The sequence below is a fragment of the Marinobacter sp. genome (assembly GCF_041687235.1).
GTDB lineage: Bacteria > Pseudomonadota > Gammaproteobacteria > Pseudomonadales > Oleiphilaceae > Marinobacter.
On record NZ_JAWLCH010000027.1, the window covers coordinates 1 to 18362 of the forward strand.

The following is an 18362-nucleotide window of genomic DNA, read 5'->3' on the forward strand; positions in this document are numbered from 1 at the left end:
TCATCAGCGATCAGCTGCTCCGTTTCCACGTTGTATCGAACCACCACGCCTTTTGCCTCGCAGGCTTTGGCAAGCTCCCGGGCGAAGAGGTGGCAATCACCCGTTCCATCGGTCTCGTATCTGAGCGCGCCGTATAGCGGGCCATTGCCAACCATGCCGGGTTCTGCTTCAAGCACCTGCTCCGGCGTAAGCAAACGGGAGGGAATGCCCAGTTCGTTCAGCAGATCATGGGTGGCCCGATAGCCTTCCAGCGCCTCCGGTGTGCTGGCCAGGTGCAGCAGGCCCTGGTGATCGCCGTCAAAAGCCAGGTCCAGTTCCTTTTCCAGGGCCAGAAATCGTTCCCGGCTGTGGATGCCTAGGCGCAACATGGCCCGGCGGTTGAGGCCGAACAGGCCCGGAGACCAGGCGTAGCGCAGGGTGGCGAACATGAATTTCAGTGTTTCCACAGACGGCGGGAACCGGAGTTTCAGGGGGCCGTCCTGCTTGAGGATCCAGGGTATGGCCTTGAACACCATGGACGGGTCGGCCCAGGGGTAAACTACGCCATAGGAACGCTGGGCAGCGTTGGCCTTGCTGGTTTCGTTCCCGGCCAGTGGATGGCGTTCCAGCACGGTGACCTGGTGGCCCCGACGGTTCAACTCATAGGCAGCGGTCATTCCTACGACGCCGCCACCGACTACAACAATGTGCATGCATTCCTCCGCTGTGTTTATTTCACGCCATTTTTTGCCAACAGACGCCGGTATTCTTCCAGCACGCTCTCGTCTTCTTTCGGGTATTCGGGAGCCAGTCGTTCCAGCTGTTCCGCCAGCACCGCTGCAACGATGGCACGGGCCTGAGGTTTACGGTCACCAGGCACAATAAACCAGGGCGCCTCCTCCGTATGAGTCGCGGCCATGGCTTCTTCAGCGAACGCCTCATACTGGCGGCGTTTTTCCCAACCATCGATGTCGGATCTATCGAACTTCCAGCGTTTACGGGGTTTGTCGAGGCGCTTCAGAAGACGTTGGCGGTGTTCGTCTTCGGACAGGTTGAGCCATACCTTGATCACCGTGGTGCCCTCTTCCACCAGGTGGTTCTCGAAGTTTCGGATGGACCGGTAGCGATTTTGCCAGTTATAGCTCTCTGCCTCATGGACCGGCCATACCCGTTCGGCAATAACCGCCTCATGGTGGCTGCGATTGAAGGCGACCATCTCCCCGAAACCCGGCAAAAACGGCGTCACCCGCCAGAGAAAATCGTGGCGGGTTTCTGCGCCCTTCGGCCGGCTGAATGACCAGGCATGGAAGCCGGCCGGGTCCGCGTAGGTCGCCAGGGTCCGGATCAGGCTGTCCTTGCCGCTGGTGTCGGGGCCGTGAGCCACCAATAAAACGGCCCTGGCCTGGTTCGCCCAGAGCCGTCGCTGATATTCACCGATCTGTTCCAGGCTGGCCTCAAGGCCGGGCAGTTCCACTTCATCGCTATCCAGCAACGTCGGGTAATCCCGGAACCGTGGTTTCCCGGGGTCGAAAAGAAACGAACTGGCAAACTCCGACAACGTCATCAAAATGCTCCGTGCAACTCACTATGGAGGTAATACAGGTCAACAATCGAACAAGCTGGTAAACTAATGAGATTGAATTCACAGAATAGCAGCCTGGACGCAGGTTGCGATGGAGTGTAGTACCCGGCAATGAGTAAAAAACGTCGCGAGATTCCCGTATTCGATCACCCGATCATTGAAACCCACTGTCACCTGGATTACCTCAAGGACCGCCCGTTGGAGGAGACCCTTGAGCAGGCGCAAGGGGTCAATATCGAGAAAGTGATCACCATTGCGGTGTCCCCGGACAACCTCGCCAGGGTGCGCGAGCTCAGCCAGGTTGCACCCTGGGTTTACGGCACACAGGGTATTCACCCCCACGATGCCGAAAGTTATTCCGATGACGTGGAAGCGGAAATCCGTGCCCATGCCCGGGATGAGAAGATCGTTGCGGTGGGCGAAATCGGCCTGGACTATTTTTACGACAACGCCGACCGGGACGTGCAGCGCGAGGTGTTCCGGCGTCAGTTGCAGATCGCCTGTGACACGGACCGGCCCGTGGTTATCCATAGCCGTGAGGCGGACGACGATACCATTGCCATCCTCGGTGAGTTTGAGGATACCCTCAAGCGCCGTGGGGTCATCCACAGCTTCACGTCCGGCCCGGGACTTGCCCGGTATGCCCTGGATCAGGGTTGGTGCCTGGGCTTCAATGGCATCACCACGTTCAACAAGGCCGAGAATGTCCGGGATATCGTGCGCATGGCGCCGATTGAGCAGATCCTGCTTGAAACCGATTCACCCTTCCTGACCCCGGTACCCTACCGCGGGAAGGAAAACGCACCGTTTTACCTGCCCTTTATCGCCGAGAAAATCGCCGAGGTGAAAGAACTGCCTCTGGATGAGGTGATTGGTAAGACTTACCAGAACAGCTTGAGGACGTTCTTCCCCGGCGAATGATTAAACGCGTCCCCATCTCCGCACTCAAGGTCGGCATGTACATAACCGACCTGAACAACGACTGGATTCCCCACAACACCCAGCGCAAGCGCGGTGTGATCAAAAAAGAGGAAACCATCGAGAAAATCCGCCGCATGGGGGTGGAATTCGTCTATATCGATGCCTCGAAGGGGCTCGACACCCAGGACTCGGAAACCGCCGCCGAGGTGGATCGCCGGAACGAGTCGGCCCTGCAAAAGGCGGGGGAACTGACGCCGGGCCTGCGTCCCTATGTGCCGCTTGCGGAAGAAATGGTGATTGCCCAGCAGATTCACAACCAGGCTCAGGGGCTGGTCGGCGAATTCATGAACCACGCCAAAGTTGGCGGCGCCATTGATGTGGCCCCCATCCATCAGCTGGCGGACGAACTCCAGCATTCCGTGCTCCGTAATGCCAATGCACTGAGCTGCCTCGGCCGTATCCGGGAAAAAGACAATTACTTGCTGGAACACTCGGTCAACCTAAGTGTACTTATGTCTTTGTTCGGGAATTACCGGGGTCTGTCTTCCGATGTCTTGCACCAGACCATCGTGGGCGCCCTGCTCCACGACCTGGGCAAGATCCTTACACCCGATGAGATACTGCACAAACCCGGTCGCCTGACCGCCGAAGAATTCGAGGTGATGAAACTCCACGCCCGCCACTCACGGGACATTCTTGCCACCACCGAGGGCATAGGTGAGCTCACCGTCATCACCGCAGCCCAGCACCATGAGCGCCTGGACGGAACCGGCTATCCGGAAGGCCTGAAGGGCGACGAGATCTCGGAGTACGGTCGAATGGTCGCGATCAGCGATGTCTACGACGCGATCACGGCAGACCGGGTCTATCACAAGGGCATGACCCCAACCCAGGGCCTGAAGAAGCTTCTGGAATGGAGCGGCAGCCATCTGGACCCGCTACTGGTCAAACAGTTTATCCGTTGCCTTGGCCTTTATCCGGTGGGCTCTCTGGTGCTGCTGGAAAGTGGCCGACTTGGCGTGGTAGTCGAAGCCAACGAGAGCGACCAGAGACTGCCGACCGTGCGCGTTATGTACCACACCAAATTCCGCATGGCGATCACAGTGGATACCATCGATCTCGCGAAGCCTGGCACCCAGGACCGTATTCTCCGGGCTGTGGATCCCGATGAGTACAAAATCGATGTCCGGAAATTTCTGCTCTGACCACCAATAGCATCCCCCGGTTACTCTGCTAAGCTCCAAGAAACTTCTTCCAGATCGACAGCTCGCATATGATCGCAACGCTTTTCCAGGTTCTCGGCGGCCTTGCCCTGTTTCTTCTGGCCATGGAAATGATGACCGATGGATTGAAGAGTGCTGCCGGTCATCATTTGCGCCACATGCTGGGCCACTGGACCAAGACCCCCTTGCGTGGCCTGGCGGCCGGGTTTCTCATCACCGGGATTGTTCAGCACTCGGGCGCGGTGACCGTCGCCACCATCGGTTTTGTAAACGCCGGTCTGTTAACGCTGGCACAATCCCTGGGGGTTATTTTCGGTTCCAATATCGGCACCACCATGACCGGTTGGCTGGTGAGCCTGGTCGGTTTCGGCTTCAAGATCGAAGCCTTGGCTTTACCCCTTTTGGCGGCGGGTGTCGGCGTAAAGATGATCAGCCGCAATCCGAGAAACCGATCTCTGGGCCAGGCATTGGCCGGATTCGCCCTGTTTTTTCTGGGTCTTTCAATCCTGAAATCGTCCCTGGAAACACTGGCGGGCGGCCTCGACAGCAACGTTTTGATAGACTCCGGCTACGGGCTGCCCACGTTCGTTCTGATCGGCTTTCTGGCGACCGTGCTGACCCAGTCTTCCAGCGCTTCCCTGGCGATTGTCCTGACAGCAGCCGCGGGTGGACTGATACCACTGGACAGCGCGGCGGCTGCCGTCATAGGCGCAAACCTGGGATCGACATCAACAGCCGCCCTGTCCGCGCTCAAAGCAACTGCAAACGCCCGACGCCTCGCCATTGGTCACATCCTGTTCAATGCCGTCACAGGCCTGATTGCACTGCTCGTTTTGCCCATTATGCTGTGGGTGGTGGCGCTGCTTGCGGACTGGCTGGCACTAGATGCCAACGTCGCGGTATCCCTGGCCATGTTCCATACGCTCTTCAATGTCCTTGGGGCATTCATCATGTTGCCCTTCATACCGCAATTTGCACGTTTTCTTGGCCGGCTGTTTCGGAGTAAGGAGGAGGATAACGCTGAACCCAGATTTCTGGATAACACATTGGTAACCACACCGGAACTGGCCATCGGCGCAGTCGACCAGGAAATGAAACGGCTGATCGGGCTTACTCGGGGACTTTTAAGGGTGTGCCTCGACCGCGAGGATCTTCAGGCAACCCAGATTCGCCCCAAATCCGAGGCCTGTCGCAGCCTGAACAATGCAATCACCGATTACATCTCAAAGCTGCGCGCCGAAAAAATGCACCCAACAACGGTAGATGCCCTCACCGAAACCATACGAACCTGTCGCTATCTTGCCGAGGCGCAAGAGCTGGCGCCTGCCCTACTCCAGCTGCATGAGGCCAGAAAACTCTCCCAACTGGCCCCACTTGCCCAACCCCTGGATGAATACACCGATCTGGTAAGGGCACTTCTCGAAGCAGACGAAACCGCGCCTGCCACCTTCGCCGACACAGAAAAAACCTACCATATGCTCAAGTCACGCATGCTTGCGATGATCGTGAGGAGTGAATTTTCGGCAATTGCCGGGGAGCGCACACTTGATACCTTGAGCTCGGTGCGAAGATTGTGTGATCAATGGCAAAAATCCCTGGCCTGGAAGCCGGCAACCGAGTTACTCAGCGGTGATACTCACACGGAGTAGTCGTTGAAACGGACATAGCGGTTTCGACCTTCGTGCTTGGCCTGATACATGGCCTGGTCCGCCTGCCGCAGCAGCTGGTCTCCGTCCAGCTCTTGGTCTTGCGGGAACAGGGTATAGCCGATACTCGCTGAGACCTCCACGCTGTGGTCCGCCACCCAGACCGGCTCGGCGACCCGGGCGAGCAGACGCACCAGCAGAGTCTCCAGCGCCCCGTCATCCTGCACGTTCATGACAATGGCCGCGAACTCATCACCGCCAAGCCGGGCCAGGGTATCCTCCTCCCGAAGCACGGCACGCATTCGCGTGGCGACTTCCACCAACAGTTGGTCGCCAGCCTCATGGCCGAAGGCATCATTCACCGGTTTGAATTCGTCAAGATCGATGTAGACCACCGCCAACTTGCCACTCTGCCTGCGAGTCAGGGCCATGGCCTGTTGCAGTCGGTCGGCAAACAGAACCCGGTTTGGCATGCCGGTCAGGGCATCGTAGTGGGCCATGATTCGCAGTTTCTGTTCCTGCTCCTTGAGACGGCTGATGTCACTGAAAATACCAACAAAATGCGAGACCTCGCCATGATCGTCACGAACACTGCTGAGGGTTACCGCCAATGCGATTGGTTCGTCGTCGTTCCTTCGGCTTGCAAACTCTCCGGACCAGAAGCCCTGGGCCCTGGCACTGGCGAAGATCCCGCTGCCTTCATCCACCGGTAAGGGTGGCAGACGGCCGATCGCGCGGTTCCGGGGCCTGCCGGTGATGGCCAGATACGCGTCATTTACGTCGATTACAATGCCGTGGTTATCGGTTATGAAAATGGCCTCGCGGGCATACTCGAACACGCTTGCAGCCAGGCGCTGACGCTGTTCAGCCCGTTTTCGCCGGGTGATGTCGTACAGGGAGCAAAGAATCAGCCCTTCCGGTTCCCCCTCTGCATGAATGGGTGCCATGGTCGCCTCAACCCAGACTTCCGTGCCATCAGAGCGGTTCAGCACCCACTCGCACTGTTCGACCTGACCACCCGAAACCCGTGCCAGCATATGGGCCATTTTCTGGCGGGAAATCTGCCCGTCTGGCTGGTACTCAGGCGAGAAAACCGCCAGATCCTTCCCAATCAGCGACTCGCTGGAGGTATACCGGATCAGATCGACTGAAGCACGGTTGGTATCACTGAACAGCCCGTCCCGAATCAACAGGGCGGGCTGGGGCCAACCGCGAATCAGCTGGCGCAGGCGCTTCTGTTCCGAGGCCAGCTGACGCTTGCTCCGGCCCAGCCAGAGCGATGTCGCAACCAGCAGCATGACCAGAACAAAAATGGTAAAAACCCACAGGCGGTACTGGTGCAGCGCATCTACCCAGGTCAACTGCGGCATCTGATCGTAGGGTGGCACACGCAACGTTCGGGCCAGATGTTCAACGGCCTGGTAGTCTGCAGGGGGTGAAAACCCGGAGATTCCGACGGCCCGAGCGACCTCGTCTTCCGGTTCTATGGCAAAAAGCGCGGAAGCGATTCGGCGGACAACGCGTTCATTCACGTGAGGCAGGGCCACCAGGGGCCACTCAGGATACAGCCGGGTCGAGACGACGTACGGGAACCCGGCCAGCCGTTGACGGTTCAGCACCTTGATCCTGGTGAACAGATCCGGGTCCGTGAGCGCCATCTGCTCCAGAATGCTGGTGCGAATGAAACCGACATCCGAGTCCCCGGAAAGCACCGAGCGGACCACCCTGTCGTGAGAGCCAAGAAAACGAATCAGGTTCACTCTCCGGATATCAACCCCGGCGTCCAGAAGCTCCAGAACCTGGGCCTGATAACCACCCAGGAAATGAACACCAGGCGAGGCAATGGTCTTATTGCTGAGGTCGGCAAGATGGCCAATGTCATCACGCCCGGCCCTGGTAAAAATAACGCCACCCAGGCTGGCAGTCGACGTTTCTTCTGCCCGCCTGACAAGCGTCGCCAGGACGCCAGTCAGGCTCCGTTCGCTGCGTATCAGGAGAAAGTGGCTCGGATTGGTCAGAAACAAGTCCAGCCGGTTGGCGGCGACCGCACGGCTCATATTTTCCTGATTGAGTACCTGTAGCTTGATCTCGATCCCGGTCGCACGGGACAGGTAATCTGCCAGGGGTCTGTAACGTTCCTGCAGGATCTGGTCAGGCCGATAGGAGAATATACCCAGTGTCAGCGTCTCTTCGGCACTGACCGTTCTCAGCGCCAGAAGCTCGCTGGCCATGAGCAGGATCAGACCAACCGCATATCGCCGAACGTTCAAGAAACCCTCCCGGGCAGGAACGAGGGATCCGACAAACGCTGGAATACGGGATCGCTGGCAATCATGCCTTGGCTGAACATAAGACGAGACAGGGATCGCGCGATGGTCTCGAGCGGACCGGAGGCGGCCAGGTAGCGCTGGTTGGCTGCCAGATCCGGCAGCATGACGGTAGCAAGTGCCGCTCGGACCTCATCAGCGGCTATGCCCTGACGGTCCGCGACCCGGTAGACCGAATCATGCATGCTGCGCACCAGGTGTCGCAGACCGGCAAAGTGCGCGTTCACGAGATCGCGAACCGCGCCACGTTTTCTGTCCGCAGTCTCGCGGGTGACCACCAGGACATCAAAAATCGTTTCCGGAATATCGCTGCTGTCAAACAGCCGGACACCACCAGCGTTTTCAATCCCGGATGCAGTGGGCTCATAGCAGACCGAAGCGTCCACATCGCCACGGGACCAGGCCGCGGCATGCTCGCTCACAGGCAGGTCTACCGTCGTTATGTCATTCAGGCCAAGACCTGCCGCCTCGAGAATTTTCAGCAGCATGATGCCCGAGACACCGTCCAGTTCCACCGCAATTCGCTGCCCCTTCAAATCTGTCAGCTCCGTGATAGACGGCCTGACCATAAGCACATCGGCACCCGCCGAAACATCAGTAACAGCAACCACGATCAACTCCAGCCCCCTGGACCAGAGCCGTATGGTTTCATCGAGGGTCAGTGCCGCACCATCAAGAGCCCCGGACGCCAGCCCCTCCATTGAGCCCCTCGCCGAGGTAGCGGGGCGAAGCACGACCGTCTCGGGTAGCCAGTTGAAATCCTGGGCGAGATAAAGCGGTTCATAGCCAATCCAGGGGTGAATCCCGAATCGCAACGGGCCGGAATCGCTGCAACCGGGCAATCCCGCTGCGGACAGTCCGGCTGCTATCGATAAACCAAGGAATTCACGGCGTTGCATCAGGATCCGGACCGGGCTAGGACATTAACATTTGTCAATAAACGCTAGTTTACTGTCTCACATATTACCCGTAAAACCACCGCTTGCATTGCACCGCGTCAATTTAACCCAAAGACAGGAAGATCCCCATCAGCACCGGCGACAGGAAAGACAGCAAGAATCCTGAGGCGATGGCCACCGGCACACAGGTCAGTCCGCCACTGCTGCGAATCACGGGCAGAGTGAAATCCATCGCCGTTGCACCCCCGTAGCCTATGGCCATTGCCGGCCGGCCGGCAATCAGGAGGGGAATAATGGCCAACGCGACAATCTCCCTCAGCACGTCGTTCAGGAACGCGACGCCACCCCAGGCAGGCCCAAGGGCCTCGCCAATCACAATGCCCGACAGGGAATACCAGCCAAATCCGGAGGCGACCGCCAGGGCGTCGTGCCAGGGCAGCCCAAGCCAGGGTATCAGGAGCACTCCGGCCACCAGGGAGCTGAGCGCCAGAGAAAGTGCGATACCCAGGCCCTGCCGGTTCATCAATAACTTGCGCAGCGACAGGCCGGCATTGCGCAACTGAAGGCCGATGAGAAACAGCAGGAACATCAGTGCCCATGTGGCCAGGTCTTCCGCCATGGGCATGTCCGGTAACAGATAGTAACCGGCCAGAAGCCCTGCGATGACCGCGATCAATGGCTTCAGACCGGCCAGGAACAGTCTTCGGTAACCCGGGCTGACACGTCCCTCCACCGGTTCAATAGTCATGGGGTGCCAGCGGTGAAACACCCAGAGCCCGATCATATTCGTCACAAAAAGCACCAGCACCAGGGCCAGTACCTGAGTGGCCATGCCACCCAGTTGCGCCGCCAGTCCCTCCATCTGGCCAAGCCCCAGACCGAGGAGCAACAGGATAAAATAGACCAGGCCCTCGACTGTGTAATGGATGACGGTCATTGCCCTGCGATTTTCCAGGGCGATGGCAAACCCCAGGAACAGGGGAGCGAGAATGAGCAAGGCTCCGGTCAGCATGGCGTCCTCAAAAATAACGACAAGATCGGGTGTCAGGCCAGGGGATTGAAATGATCAGGGTCAGGTGCGGGTTTGCCCTCAGAATCAGGCTCCTGGGTCCCGATGGTGCGGGCGAGGCGCTGGGCTGTGACAGACCACACCACATAATCTGCAGGACAGGGCTCATAACCTTTCCCCATCATGGTGCCAGCGACACTCCGGAGAACCGATTCAGCCCTGGTCTGGGTTGGCCAGGGCCCCCGGCAGAACTGGCCGTCAGGCCGCCCCTTTTCCGGACCCGCCAGTGCCACCAGCCCCCATTGACCGCCGCCAACGGGCCGGATATGCAGTTCAATCCGCTGGCTGTCGTTCACCATCACAAGGTCCCGAAGCGGGCTGCGGCCGTGGAAATAGTGAAGCTTCATGGTGCCGGGCTGTCAGTGCAGAACATGACCTGACCTGTCCTGAACCAGAACCCAGGGCGCGATGACCACCGCCCAGAGCTCCGCATTGCGGTCATACCAGCTTTGCGCGGTATCCGGAGCAACCTCGCCAACCTTGCTCTCTTTCATCCACTGTTCGAAACGGGTTTTGTTATCCGCAGCCAATTCGGTGGCCACCTCGAGCAGATCCAGTTCTGGCGCCACCCGGACAACCTGTCCCCGGGCAAAATAGGTCTGCAGTTCATGCCAGCGGATGCGGGAAGTCTCGAGATTCAGTTTGGTTTTAAGTTCGTCCCGGGACGGGGAGGATGACATGGGTACCTCTTCAATCAAAACAGGGCTCAGGTTGGCCAGACTACCGGAAATCCCGCCCCGCCGCATCTGCCAGAATCTGAGCAATCTGTTCTGAAAGGTTCATGGGGTCAAAGGGCTTCGGGATGACGCCGAGCGCGCCCAACGCCTGATATTCCTCGATTTCGGATTTCTGTAGCCTGGCCGTCATAAAGATCACTGGCACTGTTTCCAGCCCATCTAGCTCACGGAGTGCTTGCATCGTCGTGGGACCATCCATTCCCGGCATCATAACGTCCAGCAAAATCAGTTCAGGCTCGAATTCGGGGGCTCTCTCCACAGCCTCAGCCCCGGACTCGCAAATCGCCGTTGTAAAGCCGCCGACATCCTCCAGGGCAATTTCCGCGACCGCGCGGATATCCGGATCATCCTCAACATACAGGATCTTCTGAGGCAAGCTTTGTTGTTTACTCTCCATTACCTTTCTCCAGCTCTGTTTCGTCGGTTTCCATACCAATGCGCCGGATCAGCCTGCGGCATTCCTCGGAATCCTGCTGGCCTGCCGCCAACAGAGACGCTGCACGCATGATCAACCGTTCTTCACGGGTGCAATCGTTGGGTAGAAAATGAACGGCGCCAATCAGTTCCCGGACCCCGAGAGGCAATCGCCACTGGACCTTGAGCCGGTTTCCATAAGCCTGGGCCCAGTTCTCCAGCGCCTTTTCCGCATCTGGCGTTCCGATCTCACCTCCGGCTGCGGCATACTGGTTGAGTACCTTGAGAACAGCGAGTTCGCCCAGGCGGCTGAGCAGTCCGGCTTTCTGGAGCAGAACGGGTTGTTTTTTCAGCCTGATCGCCAGTCGCTGGGCCTCTTTAGCCACCTGCAAAGCGGCTTCGTGGTGGGCTCTGGCAAGCTCGCGTAGCGGCTCATGTTGCAGCTTGTTGGATACATCCAGCGACAACGCCAAAGCCTGGTTCAGTGCCAGAGGTACGCCCAGCGAGCCGATAGCGTCTCTCAGGGTTTCAACGGGCTTGCCGGAACGCCTGAAAGAGCTGCTGTTGGCTACATCCAGCAAGCGGGCGGTCAGGCTGGTCTCCTCTCGCCAGCGTTCAGCCAACTGAGCGGCAGACAGATCCCCCTGGCGACTGATCAATTCAAGAATATCCGAGGGGTCTACGTCGGAAGGCAACTGGATCACTTCTTCCAGTGAATCACGGAGTAATGTTTCGAGGTCCGGTGGTTCTGGGCTCTGATCGACTTTCAATAGCTTTCCAAGCCGTTCGTGGAGGTTCGCTACATCAAAGGGCTTGGTCATGTACCCGTCAATCCCGTAATGAGCCGCCTGCAACACAGACTCCCGATCAGAGCGACCGGAGACCATGACGATGGGAACATCACGATCCAGTTCCCGTATCTGTCTGACGAGTTCCAGACCCGATCCATCCGGCAGATTTCTATCCGCAATATACAGGTCAAACCGGTTGTTTTTCACCTGACTGAGCGCTTCACCGAGAGTCTCGGCCAAGACAACAGAGACCCCCGAGTACAGGCCCGCAACAACAGTTTCCAGCAATTCGGCAATGAGATCGTCGTCTTCAAGAATAAGCGCTTTCAAATGACCACCCTAAACGTACAACGGACATTATTTGGAAGAGTAAACAGTGACCCCGTTACGGCCACCGCGTTTGCGCTCATAAAGCGCCTGATCGGCGGCATTCAGGGCATCCTCACCGTTGGTGAAGTCATTTATCTCGGCAATGCCTGCGCTGAGAGTAACCTGAAAGCTGGACTCTCCCGCCACGAAAGAAAGTTCGGAAAAGCTTTCACCAATTCCACGAATCAGGTCTTTGGCCGCAGAAACATCACACTCAGGTAAAACCACCAGAAACTCCTCGCCTCCGTAACGACCGATCATATCAGTCTCGCGCAACCGATTTCTCAGAAGGTTGGCAAGGGTGCGAATCACGATATCACCCTGCGAGTGGCCCCAGGTATCGTTTACCGTCTTGAAATGATCGAGATCAAGCATAACAACACAGGACCGGTGACCACTCCTGCGACATCTTGCCAGCTCTTTTTCGACCTCTTCCTTGATCAATGAATGTTTCAGAAGACCGGTCAAACTATCCCGATTCATCAGTTCGGATAGCTGGCGGGCCCGGTAGCAACGAATACGCACCGACCGAACCAGATAACTGTCCGAGACCGGCTTCATCAGGAATTCATCCGCACCCTTCGACAAAGCCTCCAGCTGATTCTCAGGATCGTCCTCAGAAGACAGATAGATGATTGGCAGGCTCAACCACCGTGGCTCGAACCGAATCAGCCTGGCGAGCGTAACACCGGAGTACTCGCCAATCTGTACATCCATCAGAACAATGTCCGGCTCAAAGTCCGCAAGACTAGACATCAGGTAAAGAGGCTCTGATACCGATTGCGCCTCAATACCGGCGGCCTGCAACACCAGACAATAGTGTTCGGCCAGCTCGGCATCGTCTTCAACGATCAGCACGCGCCCCTGTACATTGGCGCTGCGTTCAATGGCCAGCGATTCGATCCTTTCGGCAAGTTCAGGTATGTCCACCGGATCCGGGAAGAATGCAAACGCTCCAGCCTCGGCCACTCTATAGCGGTTGTGGAAAGAATTATCGCTGCCAAGGCAGATTACGGGCAGCCGACGACGAGAGCTTTCCTCAAAAGACATGTTCCGTACGGACATGACATCTGTAAAAGCGGATTCCCGACACAAAATGGCTGCTGCCCCGCGGATTTCCGCCAATGCGTTGCCAAGGGCGCCGGCATCATCACAGCTTACGCTGGTGAAGGAAAAGCCATACGGAGCCATCTCCTTTTCCAGCATCGCAAGGCGTTCATCTCCCTTTTCCACGAGCAGAACGCTCACCTGCATGCCCTGGCTACCCTTGTAGGTAGTGGGCTCTCCAGCAAAGCTACTATCCTGGTCAACTGCCTGACTCTTGACTTCAACAAGCTCTGCCAGCGCGTCTATTCCATCGGCAAATCCGTCGGGAATGTCGATAGCATGGCTGAGGACGTCGTCGAGAGCGCCAAGACTCTCAGCTTGACCTTTTAACTGCTTTTCCAGGGCCTTGGCAGCTTCACCTAGCTCGGGAAGGCCGAATGTCCCCGCCGAACCGGACAACTTGTGCAGGCTTTGATAGCAAAACAACAATCCGTCGGCAGAGAACTCACCACGCCGGGTTTTTTCCGCCAGTGTCCGCAATTGCTGAATGTCTACTTTGGCTCTCTCAAGAAACCTCTGTCTGAGCATCTCCAATCGCGAAGAAATCTTGCCTGTCGACTCCAAGGCCACATCAATACTCCTGAAAGGCTATTTGCCACGCTCAAAAACTCTATTACTCTCTCGGTAATGAAAACACGTTTCAACTGTTCCGGCTACGACCAGAAGGACTAAATTTGAGGAATCTTTCCATTGGCAGCCGCGTTGCGCTGATCGCTGTCCTGAGTACCTTTCTGACCGTCGTCGTTCTTTCGGCGACCGCCTACAATGGGCTGATCCGGGATTTTGAAAACGTTCTCACCCAGCGCCAGCTTCTGGACGCCGAGTCGGTCGCCAATCGAGTCGATCAGGATCTCCAGGTGCGCATACAGGCTCTGGGCGCTTTCGCCGCAACTCTGACGGATGGCAACAACCGACTCCCACAAGATCGCATCGAGGCACTGCTCGGTCGGCAACCTGCTTTATCCGACTACTTCAGGGCAGGCCTACTGGTCTTCGATGAAAACAGCGTGGCAATCGCCGAGAATATTTACGTGCCCAATCGCATAGGGACCGCCTACGCTGACCGGCAGCATTTCCGCGAAGCCTACAAAACCCGGGAGCCCGTTATCAGCCGGCCGATTATTGGCAGGACAACCGGGCTTCCACTCCTCTCTTTTCTTTACCCAATCGAGAGTGACGATGGGGATTTGCTTGGATTCGCCGGCGGGATCATCAACCTCGCTGAGTCCGGGATCATACCGAAACAGGAGGACGTTTCTTCCGATGCCCTTTTCAAGGTCATTGATACCAACCATTTCGTGCAGGTGGACACTCTTTCCGGCGCTAACCCAATGCCAGATCTACCGCCACCCGGAGAGGATTTGATCATTGATGCGGCACTGTCCGGCCAGACCTCGGGCGTTGTGTCCGACCGTTCCGGTAAAAAGTGGATCTACGCCACACAACATCTTGAACGCGTGGGCTGGATGTTCCTCAGGGCAGTGCCCTACCAACAGGCAACACAACCGGCAAGGGCCTCTTTCGACAAGTTCCTTGTCGCCAGTGCCCTGGCTCTTCTGGCACTGGCAGCCATAGCCTGGTTACTCGCCCGGGCAACAACCCGCCCACTGGAAAAAATGTCGCTCAGGATACGGGAAATGGCTACGGAGGGTTTCGCGGCGAACCGATTGTCTATCAATGGCCCGCCAGAGGTCCGAAACGTAGCCCGGGCCTTCAACAAGCTGATGAAGGAACGGGAGGCACTGGATATCATGAAAGACGACTTTGTCTCGACCGTGAGCCATGAGCTGCGCACGCCTTTGACCTCGATAAATGGCTCACTGAAACTTCTGCGTTCAGGCGCGGCGGGCAAACTGCCAGATAAAGCGGATTCAATGGTAGACGTTGCCTTTAGGAACAGTGAACAGTTGCAACGGCTGATTTCAGACCTGCTGGACTTCAACAAAGCCATGGCGGGGCAGATGCCCATCTATCTGGAGACAGTTGATCCTGCAAAAGCGGTCAGGGAGGCCTGCGATGGCAACGGGGCCATGGCTGAGCACTACCGTATTCCCCTCAAAGTAGGGAACTGCGCAAAAGAATTCGTTACCGCCGACCCATCCAGACTTCGGCAAATTCTGGATAACTTCATCAGCAATGCCATCAAGTTTTCTCCCTTCGATGGTTCGGTAAAGATCTGGTCAGAATCAACCACGGACGGGATGGTCCGAATTACGGTATCTGACGAGGGCCCAGGCGTTCCGGAGAGCTTCCTGCCCCGGCTATTCCAGCGATTCGCTCAGGCCGACTCTGGCTCCACAAGGGCCAAAGCGGGAACCGGTCTTGGGCTTGCCATCACCCGAGAACTGGCCACTCTTATGAATGGGGAAGTCGGCTACGACTATCACACCGGAGCCCGTTTCTGGGTAGAGTTACCTGCCACCGATACAATAATTCCTCAAACCGGAGACGACCATGAAGAGCCCTGATTTTCCGCCAGACGAGGCCCACCGGATCACCGCTTTGGAGGAGCTGAAGCTTCTGGACACTCCTCCGGAAGAGCGTTTTGATCGCCTTACCAGGCTCGCAGCCCGAACGTTCGATATTCCGATTGCTCTGGTATCACTCATTGACCATGACCGGCAATGGTTCAAATCCCGCCACGGCCTTGAAGCACCAGAAACAGCCCGGGACATTTCCTTTTGCGGCCATGCCATTTTGCGAGAGGAACCTCTGGTTATTGAAAATGCGCTGAATGATGAACGCTTTGCCGATAACCCCCTGGTAACCGGCGGCCCGAATATCCGCTTCTACGCTGGCGCACCACTCCATGACCGACATGGATACCGGGTTGGTACCCTGTGTGTGATTGATAGCAAGCCCAGACAGTTCTCGGATGACGATAAAACTACACTGAGAGACCTGGCCGACCTGGTTGAGCGTGAGTTCGGTTTTGGCGAACTCGGCCATTATTACGATGAACGAAACCAGGCCATGAACCTGCTGACCGAAATCGCCCTGGACAGTGAGGGCGATGCAGGCCAGAGGGCGACTCGCGCACTAAAAGCAGCCTGTGACTACCTGGGGGTTGAGACTGGCATTATCAGCCGGATTACCGGCAATGCGTATACGGTTCACTGGCATGTTACAAAGCTAAAGGGAACGCTTGAGAACGGAGCCACCCTGCCGCTCCACCGCACCTATTGCTCCCTGATGCTGAAAAGCGGGAGGGTGTTTGCCATTGATAACATGGGGCAATCCAGTTACCGGAGCCATGAGTGTTATGAGGCGTTCGGACTCGAGAGCTATCTGGCTGCGCCAGTCTGGGTAGATGACCGGATTTTCGGAACCATCAACTTTTCTTCCCCGACTCCGCGTACCCGCCCCTTCACGGCAACCGACAAAATGTTCGTCACTCTGCTGGCAAGATGGGTTGCAGATATTGTTTACCAACAGGAACATACCGAAACCCTGAACAAGCTGATGAACCAGGTTCCTGGCATGTTGTATCAGTATCAACTATTGCCAGACGGCAGAAGCACCTTCCCCTACACGAGCCCGGGAATACAGAACATTTACGGCATCTCCGCCGAAGAGGCTGCAAAGGATGCCTCACCGGCCTTCTCTCACATTCATCCAGAAGACGTCGCCGGCGTTGCCAATTCCATCGAGGCCTCTGCCGAAACGCTTCAGACCTGGCAACACAAATATCGCGTTACAGGGCAGGATGACACCTGGCGGTGGGTAGAGGGGCATGCCAACCCGGAGGCTTTACCGGATGGGAGTGTATTGTGGCATGGCTATATTTCCGATATCCATGAACGACAGATGGTCGACGAGATGAAGAACCAGTTCATTTCCACGGTGAGCCACGAATTGAGAACACCACTCACGTCCATTTCCGGCTCCCTGGATCTTCTTCTGGGCGGCACAACCGGCAAACTATCGGAAAAAGCGACCAGAATGCTGGAAATCGCGAAGAGAAATAGTGAACACCTGAAACACCTTATCGGTGACCTGCTTGATATTGAAAAACTGGTCAGCGGCAACATGCCTATTGAAGCATCGAACCAAGACGTAGGGACGGTGGTTGAAGAGGCTCTTGAAGAGATGCAGCCCATGGCCCGCCGTTATGGCGTAGCCGTCAAGTTCGCCAGTCGGGAAAACGCGCTTTTGGGTTTTTGTGACCGCAGCCGTCTGGCCCAGGCTATTACCAATCTGGTTTCCAACGCCGTCAAGTTCTCTCCCGACCGTGGAGTTGTCAACGTCAGCATCAAACAGCTGGATCAGGAAATCCGGATTGAAGTCAAAGATGAGGGTCCAGGTGTGCCTGAGAGTTTTCGAGACCGGATATTCCAGAAGTTTGCTCAGGCGAACGGATCATCGTCACGCAGCAAGGAGGGCACCGGTCTGGGGTTGGCCATCACCCGGGAATTGATGCATGCGATGGGTGGAGAAGTCGGCTTCGACTCTGAAGAGGGCAAAGGTGCCTGCTTCTGGCTAAGCCTGCCACTTGCCGGGCCCAACGGTAAAAGCGCCACCTGACAGGCAGCGCCCACACTCGTTACTGGCCCGCGATATTTCAGCTGTCCAGCCCTTCCAGAAGACCGGCCATATCGTCAGCATGCTCTTCTTCCTGGGCCAGAATTTCCTCAATAATCCGCCGGGAAGTGGGATCCTGGTCGCCCAGATAGCGGGCAATTTCGCGGTAGCTGTCGATCGCGATCCGCTCAGCCACCAGATCCTCGACCACCATTTCCCGAAGCGTTTCGCCCTCGACAAACTCCGCATGTGATCTGGTTAGAAGGCCTTCAGGGGAGAAGTTCGGTTTACCACCCAGTTGCACAATACGCTCTGCCAGCCAGTCAGCGTGCTGCTGTTCCTGGTCCGCATGCTCGAGGAACTCCTGAGCAGCAACATTGGCGTTAATACCCTCGGCGCGGAAATAGTGGCTCTTGTAACGCAGCGTGCAGACAATTTCGGTTGCCAGTGCCTCATTGAGAATCTTCACCACATTGTCACGGTTGGCGCCATAGCCTTCAGTCATAGCCCCTTCTTCAATGTGTTTGCGCGCTCTTTCACGAAGGGTTTTGACGTCCGTCAGAAACGGTTGATCGGTCATAATGTCTCTCTCTGTTCGCTCTCGAATTTTGCCTGAATCTGAACTTGGGAGTGAGTTCGGCACAGCGGAGGTCCGCCATGCCCAACCAACCCATTCAATCAGGCAGTGCGCAACATCTCTCTCACTACATAATGCAGGATGCCGCCATGCTTGAAGTAAACGGCCTCGTTTGCGGTATCGATCCGCGATTTCAGCTC

16 protein-coding genes are annotated in these 18362 nt (G+C 57.0%); 5 read left to right on the forward strand and 11 right to left on the reverse strand.

What is annotated here, in order from left to right; translation table 11 throughout:
- Together ACESMK_RS19440 and ACESMK_RS19445 are read right to left on the reverse strand one after the other, a co-directional pair.
- The coding region (locus tag ACESMK_RS19440) for an FAD-dependent oxidoreductase (protein ID WP_373002154.1) at positions 1-692 on the reverse strand (692 nt) is incomplete at its 3' end.
- 17 nt (positions 693-709) lie between these two features.
- Complete coding sequence (locus tag ACESMK_RS19445; RefSeq protein ID WP_373002156.1) at positions 710-1543, reverse strand: polyphosphate kinase; 834 nt, start codon at positions 1541-1543, stop codon at positions 710-712.
- 129 nt (positions 1544-1672) lie between these two features.
- On the opposite strand from ACESMK_RS19445, the gene ACESMK_RS19450 reads away from it, so the two are divergent.
- The 3 genes from ACESMK_RS19450 (at position 1673) to ACESMK_RS19460 (ending at position 5354) form a co-directional block, all read left to right on the forward strand.
- Positions 1673-2482: a TatD family hydrolase gene (locus ACESMK_RS19450; protein ID WP_373002158.1), complete on the forward strand. Its 810-nt coding sequence runs from the start codon at positions 1673-1675 to the stop codon at positions 2480-2482.
- Positions 2479-3687, forward strand: a complete 1209-nt coding sequence (locus ACESMK_RS19455; protein ID WP_373002160.1) for an HD-GYP domain-containing protein — start codon at positions 2479-2481, stop codon at positions 3685-3687. The genes ACESMK_RS19450 and ACESMK_RS19455 overlap by 4 nt, the downstream gene beginning before the upstream one ends.
- A 68-nt stretch (positions 3688-3755) precedes the next feature.
- On the forward strand, positions 3756-5354 hold the full coding sequence (locus ACESMK_RS19460; protein ID WP_373002162.1) for a Na/Pi cotransporter family protein: 1599 nt from the start codon (positions 3756-3758) through the stop codon (positions 5352-5354).
- On the opposite strand, the gene ACESMK_RS19465 is transcribed toward ACESMK_RS19460, so the two are convergent.
- The 8 genes from ACESMK_RS19465 to ACESMK_RS19500 form a co-directional block, all read right to left on the reverse strand.
- A complete protein-coding gene (locus ACESMK_RS19465; protein ID WP_373002164.1) occupies positions 5342-7621 on the reverse strand; it encodes a diguanylate cyclase domain-containing protein in 2280 nt (759 codons plus the stop codon). The genes ACESMK_RS19460 and ACESMK_RS19465 overlap by 13 nt on opposite strands.
- A complete protein-coding gene (locus tag ACESMK_RS19470; protein WP_373002166.1) occupies positions 7618-8577 on the reverse strand; it encodes an ABC transporter substrate-binding protein in 960 nt (319 codons plus the stop codon). The genes ACESMK_RS19465 and ACESMK_RS19470 overlap by 4 nt, the downstream gene beginning before the upstream one ends.
- Positions 8578-8680: 103 nt before the next feature.
- On the reverse strand, positions 8681-9589 hold the full coding sequence (locus tag ACESMK_RS19475; protein ID WP_373002168.1) for a lysine exporter LysO family protein: 909 nt from the start codon (positions 9587-9589) through the stop codon (positions 8681-8683).
- Positions 9590-9621: 32 nt separating this feature from the next.
- Positions 9622-9993 (reverse strand): hypothetical protein, encoded by a 372-nt coding sequence (locus ACESMK_RS19480; protein WP_373002170.1) that lies wholly within the window; start codon positions 9991-9993, stop codon positions 9622-9624.
- A gap of 12 nt (positions 9994-10005) precedes the next feature.
- The gene (locus tag ACESMK_RS19485; protein ID WP_373002172.1) at positions 10006-10326 is read right to left on the reverse strand and encodes a DUF2288 domain-containing protein; all 321 of its coding nucleotides are present in this window, start codon (positions 10324-10326) and stop codon (positions 10006-10008) included.
- 40 nt (positions 10327-10366) lie between these two features.
- Positions 10367-10780: a response regulator gene (locus ACESMK_RS19490; protein ID WP_373002174.1), complete on the reverse strand. Its 414-nt coding sequence runs from the start codon at positions 10778-10780 to the stop codon at positions 10367-10369.
- Positions 10770-11918, reverse strand: coding sequence for a response regulator (locus ACESMK_RS19495; protein WP_373002176.1), 1149 nt, complete (start codon positions 11916-11918; stop codon positions 10770-10772). Before ACESMK_RS19495 ends, ACESMK_RS19490 begins: the two co-directional genes overlap by 11 nt.
- A gap of 27 nt (positions 11919-11945) precedes the next feature.
- Positions 11946-13634: a diguanylate cyclase domain-containing protein gene (locus ACESMK_RS19500; RefSeq protein WP_373002178.1), complete on the reverse strand. Its 1689-nt coding sequence runs from the start codon at positions 13632-13634 to the stop codon at positions 11946-11948.
- A gap of 104 nt (positions 13635-13738) precedes the next feature.
- Between ACESMK_RS19500 and ACESMK_RS19505 the strand changes: the two genes are divergently transcribed.
- Both ACESMK_RS19505 and ACESMK_RS19510 read left to right on the forward strand, forming a co-directional pair.
- Positions 13739-15532, forward strand: coding sequence for an ATP-binding protein (locus ACESMK_RS19505; protein WP_373002181.1), 1794 nt, complete (start codon positions 13739-13741; stop codon positions 15530-15532).
- Complete coding sequence (locus ACESMK_RS19510; RefSeq protein WP_373002183.1) at positions 15519-17588, forward strand: GAF domain-containing protein; 2070 nt, start codon at positions 15519-15521, stop codon at positions 17586-17588. Before ACESMK_RS19505 ends, ACESMK_RS19510 begins: the two co-directional genes overlap by 14 nt.
- A 37-nt stretch (positions 17589-17625) precedes the next feature.
- Here ACESMK_RS19510 and ACESMK_RS19515 read toward each other — a convergent pair whose 3' ends face one another.
- A complete protein-coding gene (locus ACESMK_RS19515; protein WP_372988490.1) occupies positions 17626-18165 on the reverse strand; it encodes a bacterioferritin in 540 nt (179 codons plus the stop codon).
- Positions 18166-18362 lie beyond the last annotated feature (197 nt).

Coding starts and splice junctions, on each gene's coding strand:
- ACESMK_RS19515 (WP_372988490.1), bottom strand. CDS start 18,165: ATGACCGATCAACCGTTTCTGACGGACGTCAAAACCCTTCGTGAAAGA.
- ACESMK_RS19490 (WP_373002174.1), bottom strand. CDS start 10,780: ATGGAGAGTAAACAACAAAGCTTGCCTCAGAAGATCCTGTATGTTGAG.
- ACESMK_RS19510 (WP_373002183.1), top strand. CDS start 15,519: ATGAAGAGCCCTGATTTTCCGCCAGACGAGGCCCACCGGATCACCGCT.
- ACESMK_RS19485 (WP_373002172.1), bottom strand. CDS start 10,326: ATGTCATCCTCCCCGTCCCGGGACGAACTTAAAACCAAACTGAATCTC.
- ACESMK_RS19445 (WP_373002156.1), bottom strand. CDS start 1,543: ATGACGTTGTCGGAGTTTGCCAGTTCGTTTCTTTTCGACCCCGGGAAA.
- ACESMK_RS19475 (WP_373002168.1), bottom strand. CDS start 9,589: ATGCTGACCGGAGCCTTGCTCATTCTCGCTCCCCTGTTCCTGGGGTTT.
- ACESMK_RS19470 (WP_373002166.1), bottom strand. CDS start 8,577: ATGCAACGCCGTGAATTCCTTGGTTTATCGATAGCAGCCGGACTGTCC.
- ACESMK_RS19455 (WP_373002160.1), top strand. CDS start 2,479: ATGATTAAACGCGTCCCCATCTCCGCACTCAAGGTCGGCATGTACATA.
- ACESMK_RS19460 (WP_373002162.1), top strand. CDS start 3,756: ATGATCGCAACGCTTTTCCAGGTTCTCGGCGGCCTTGCCCTGTTTCTT.
- ACESMK_RS19450 (WP_373002158.1), top strand. CDS start 1,673: ATGAGTAAAAAACGTCGCGAGATTCCCGTATTCGATCACCCGATCATT.
- ACESMK_RS19480 (WP_373002170.1), bottom strand. CDS start 9,993: ATGAAGCTTCACTATTTCCACGGCCGCAGCCCGCTTCGGGACCTTGTG.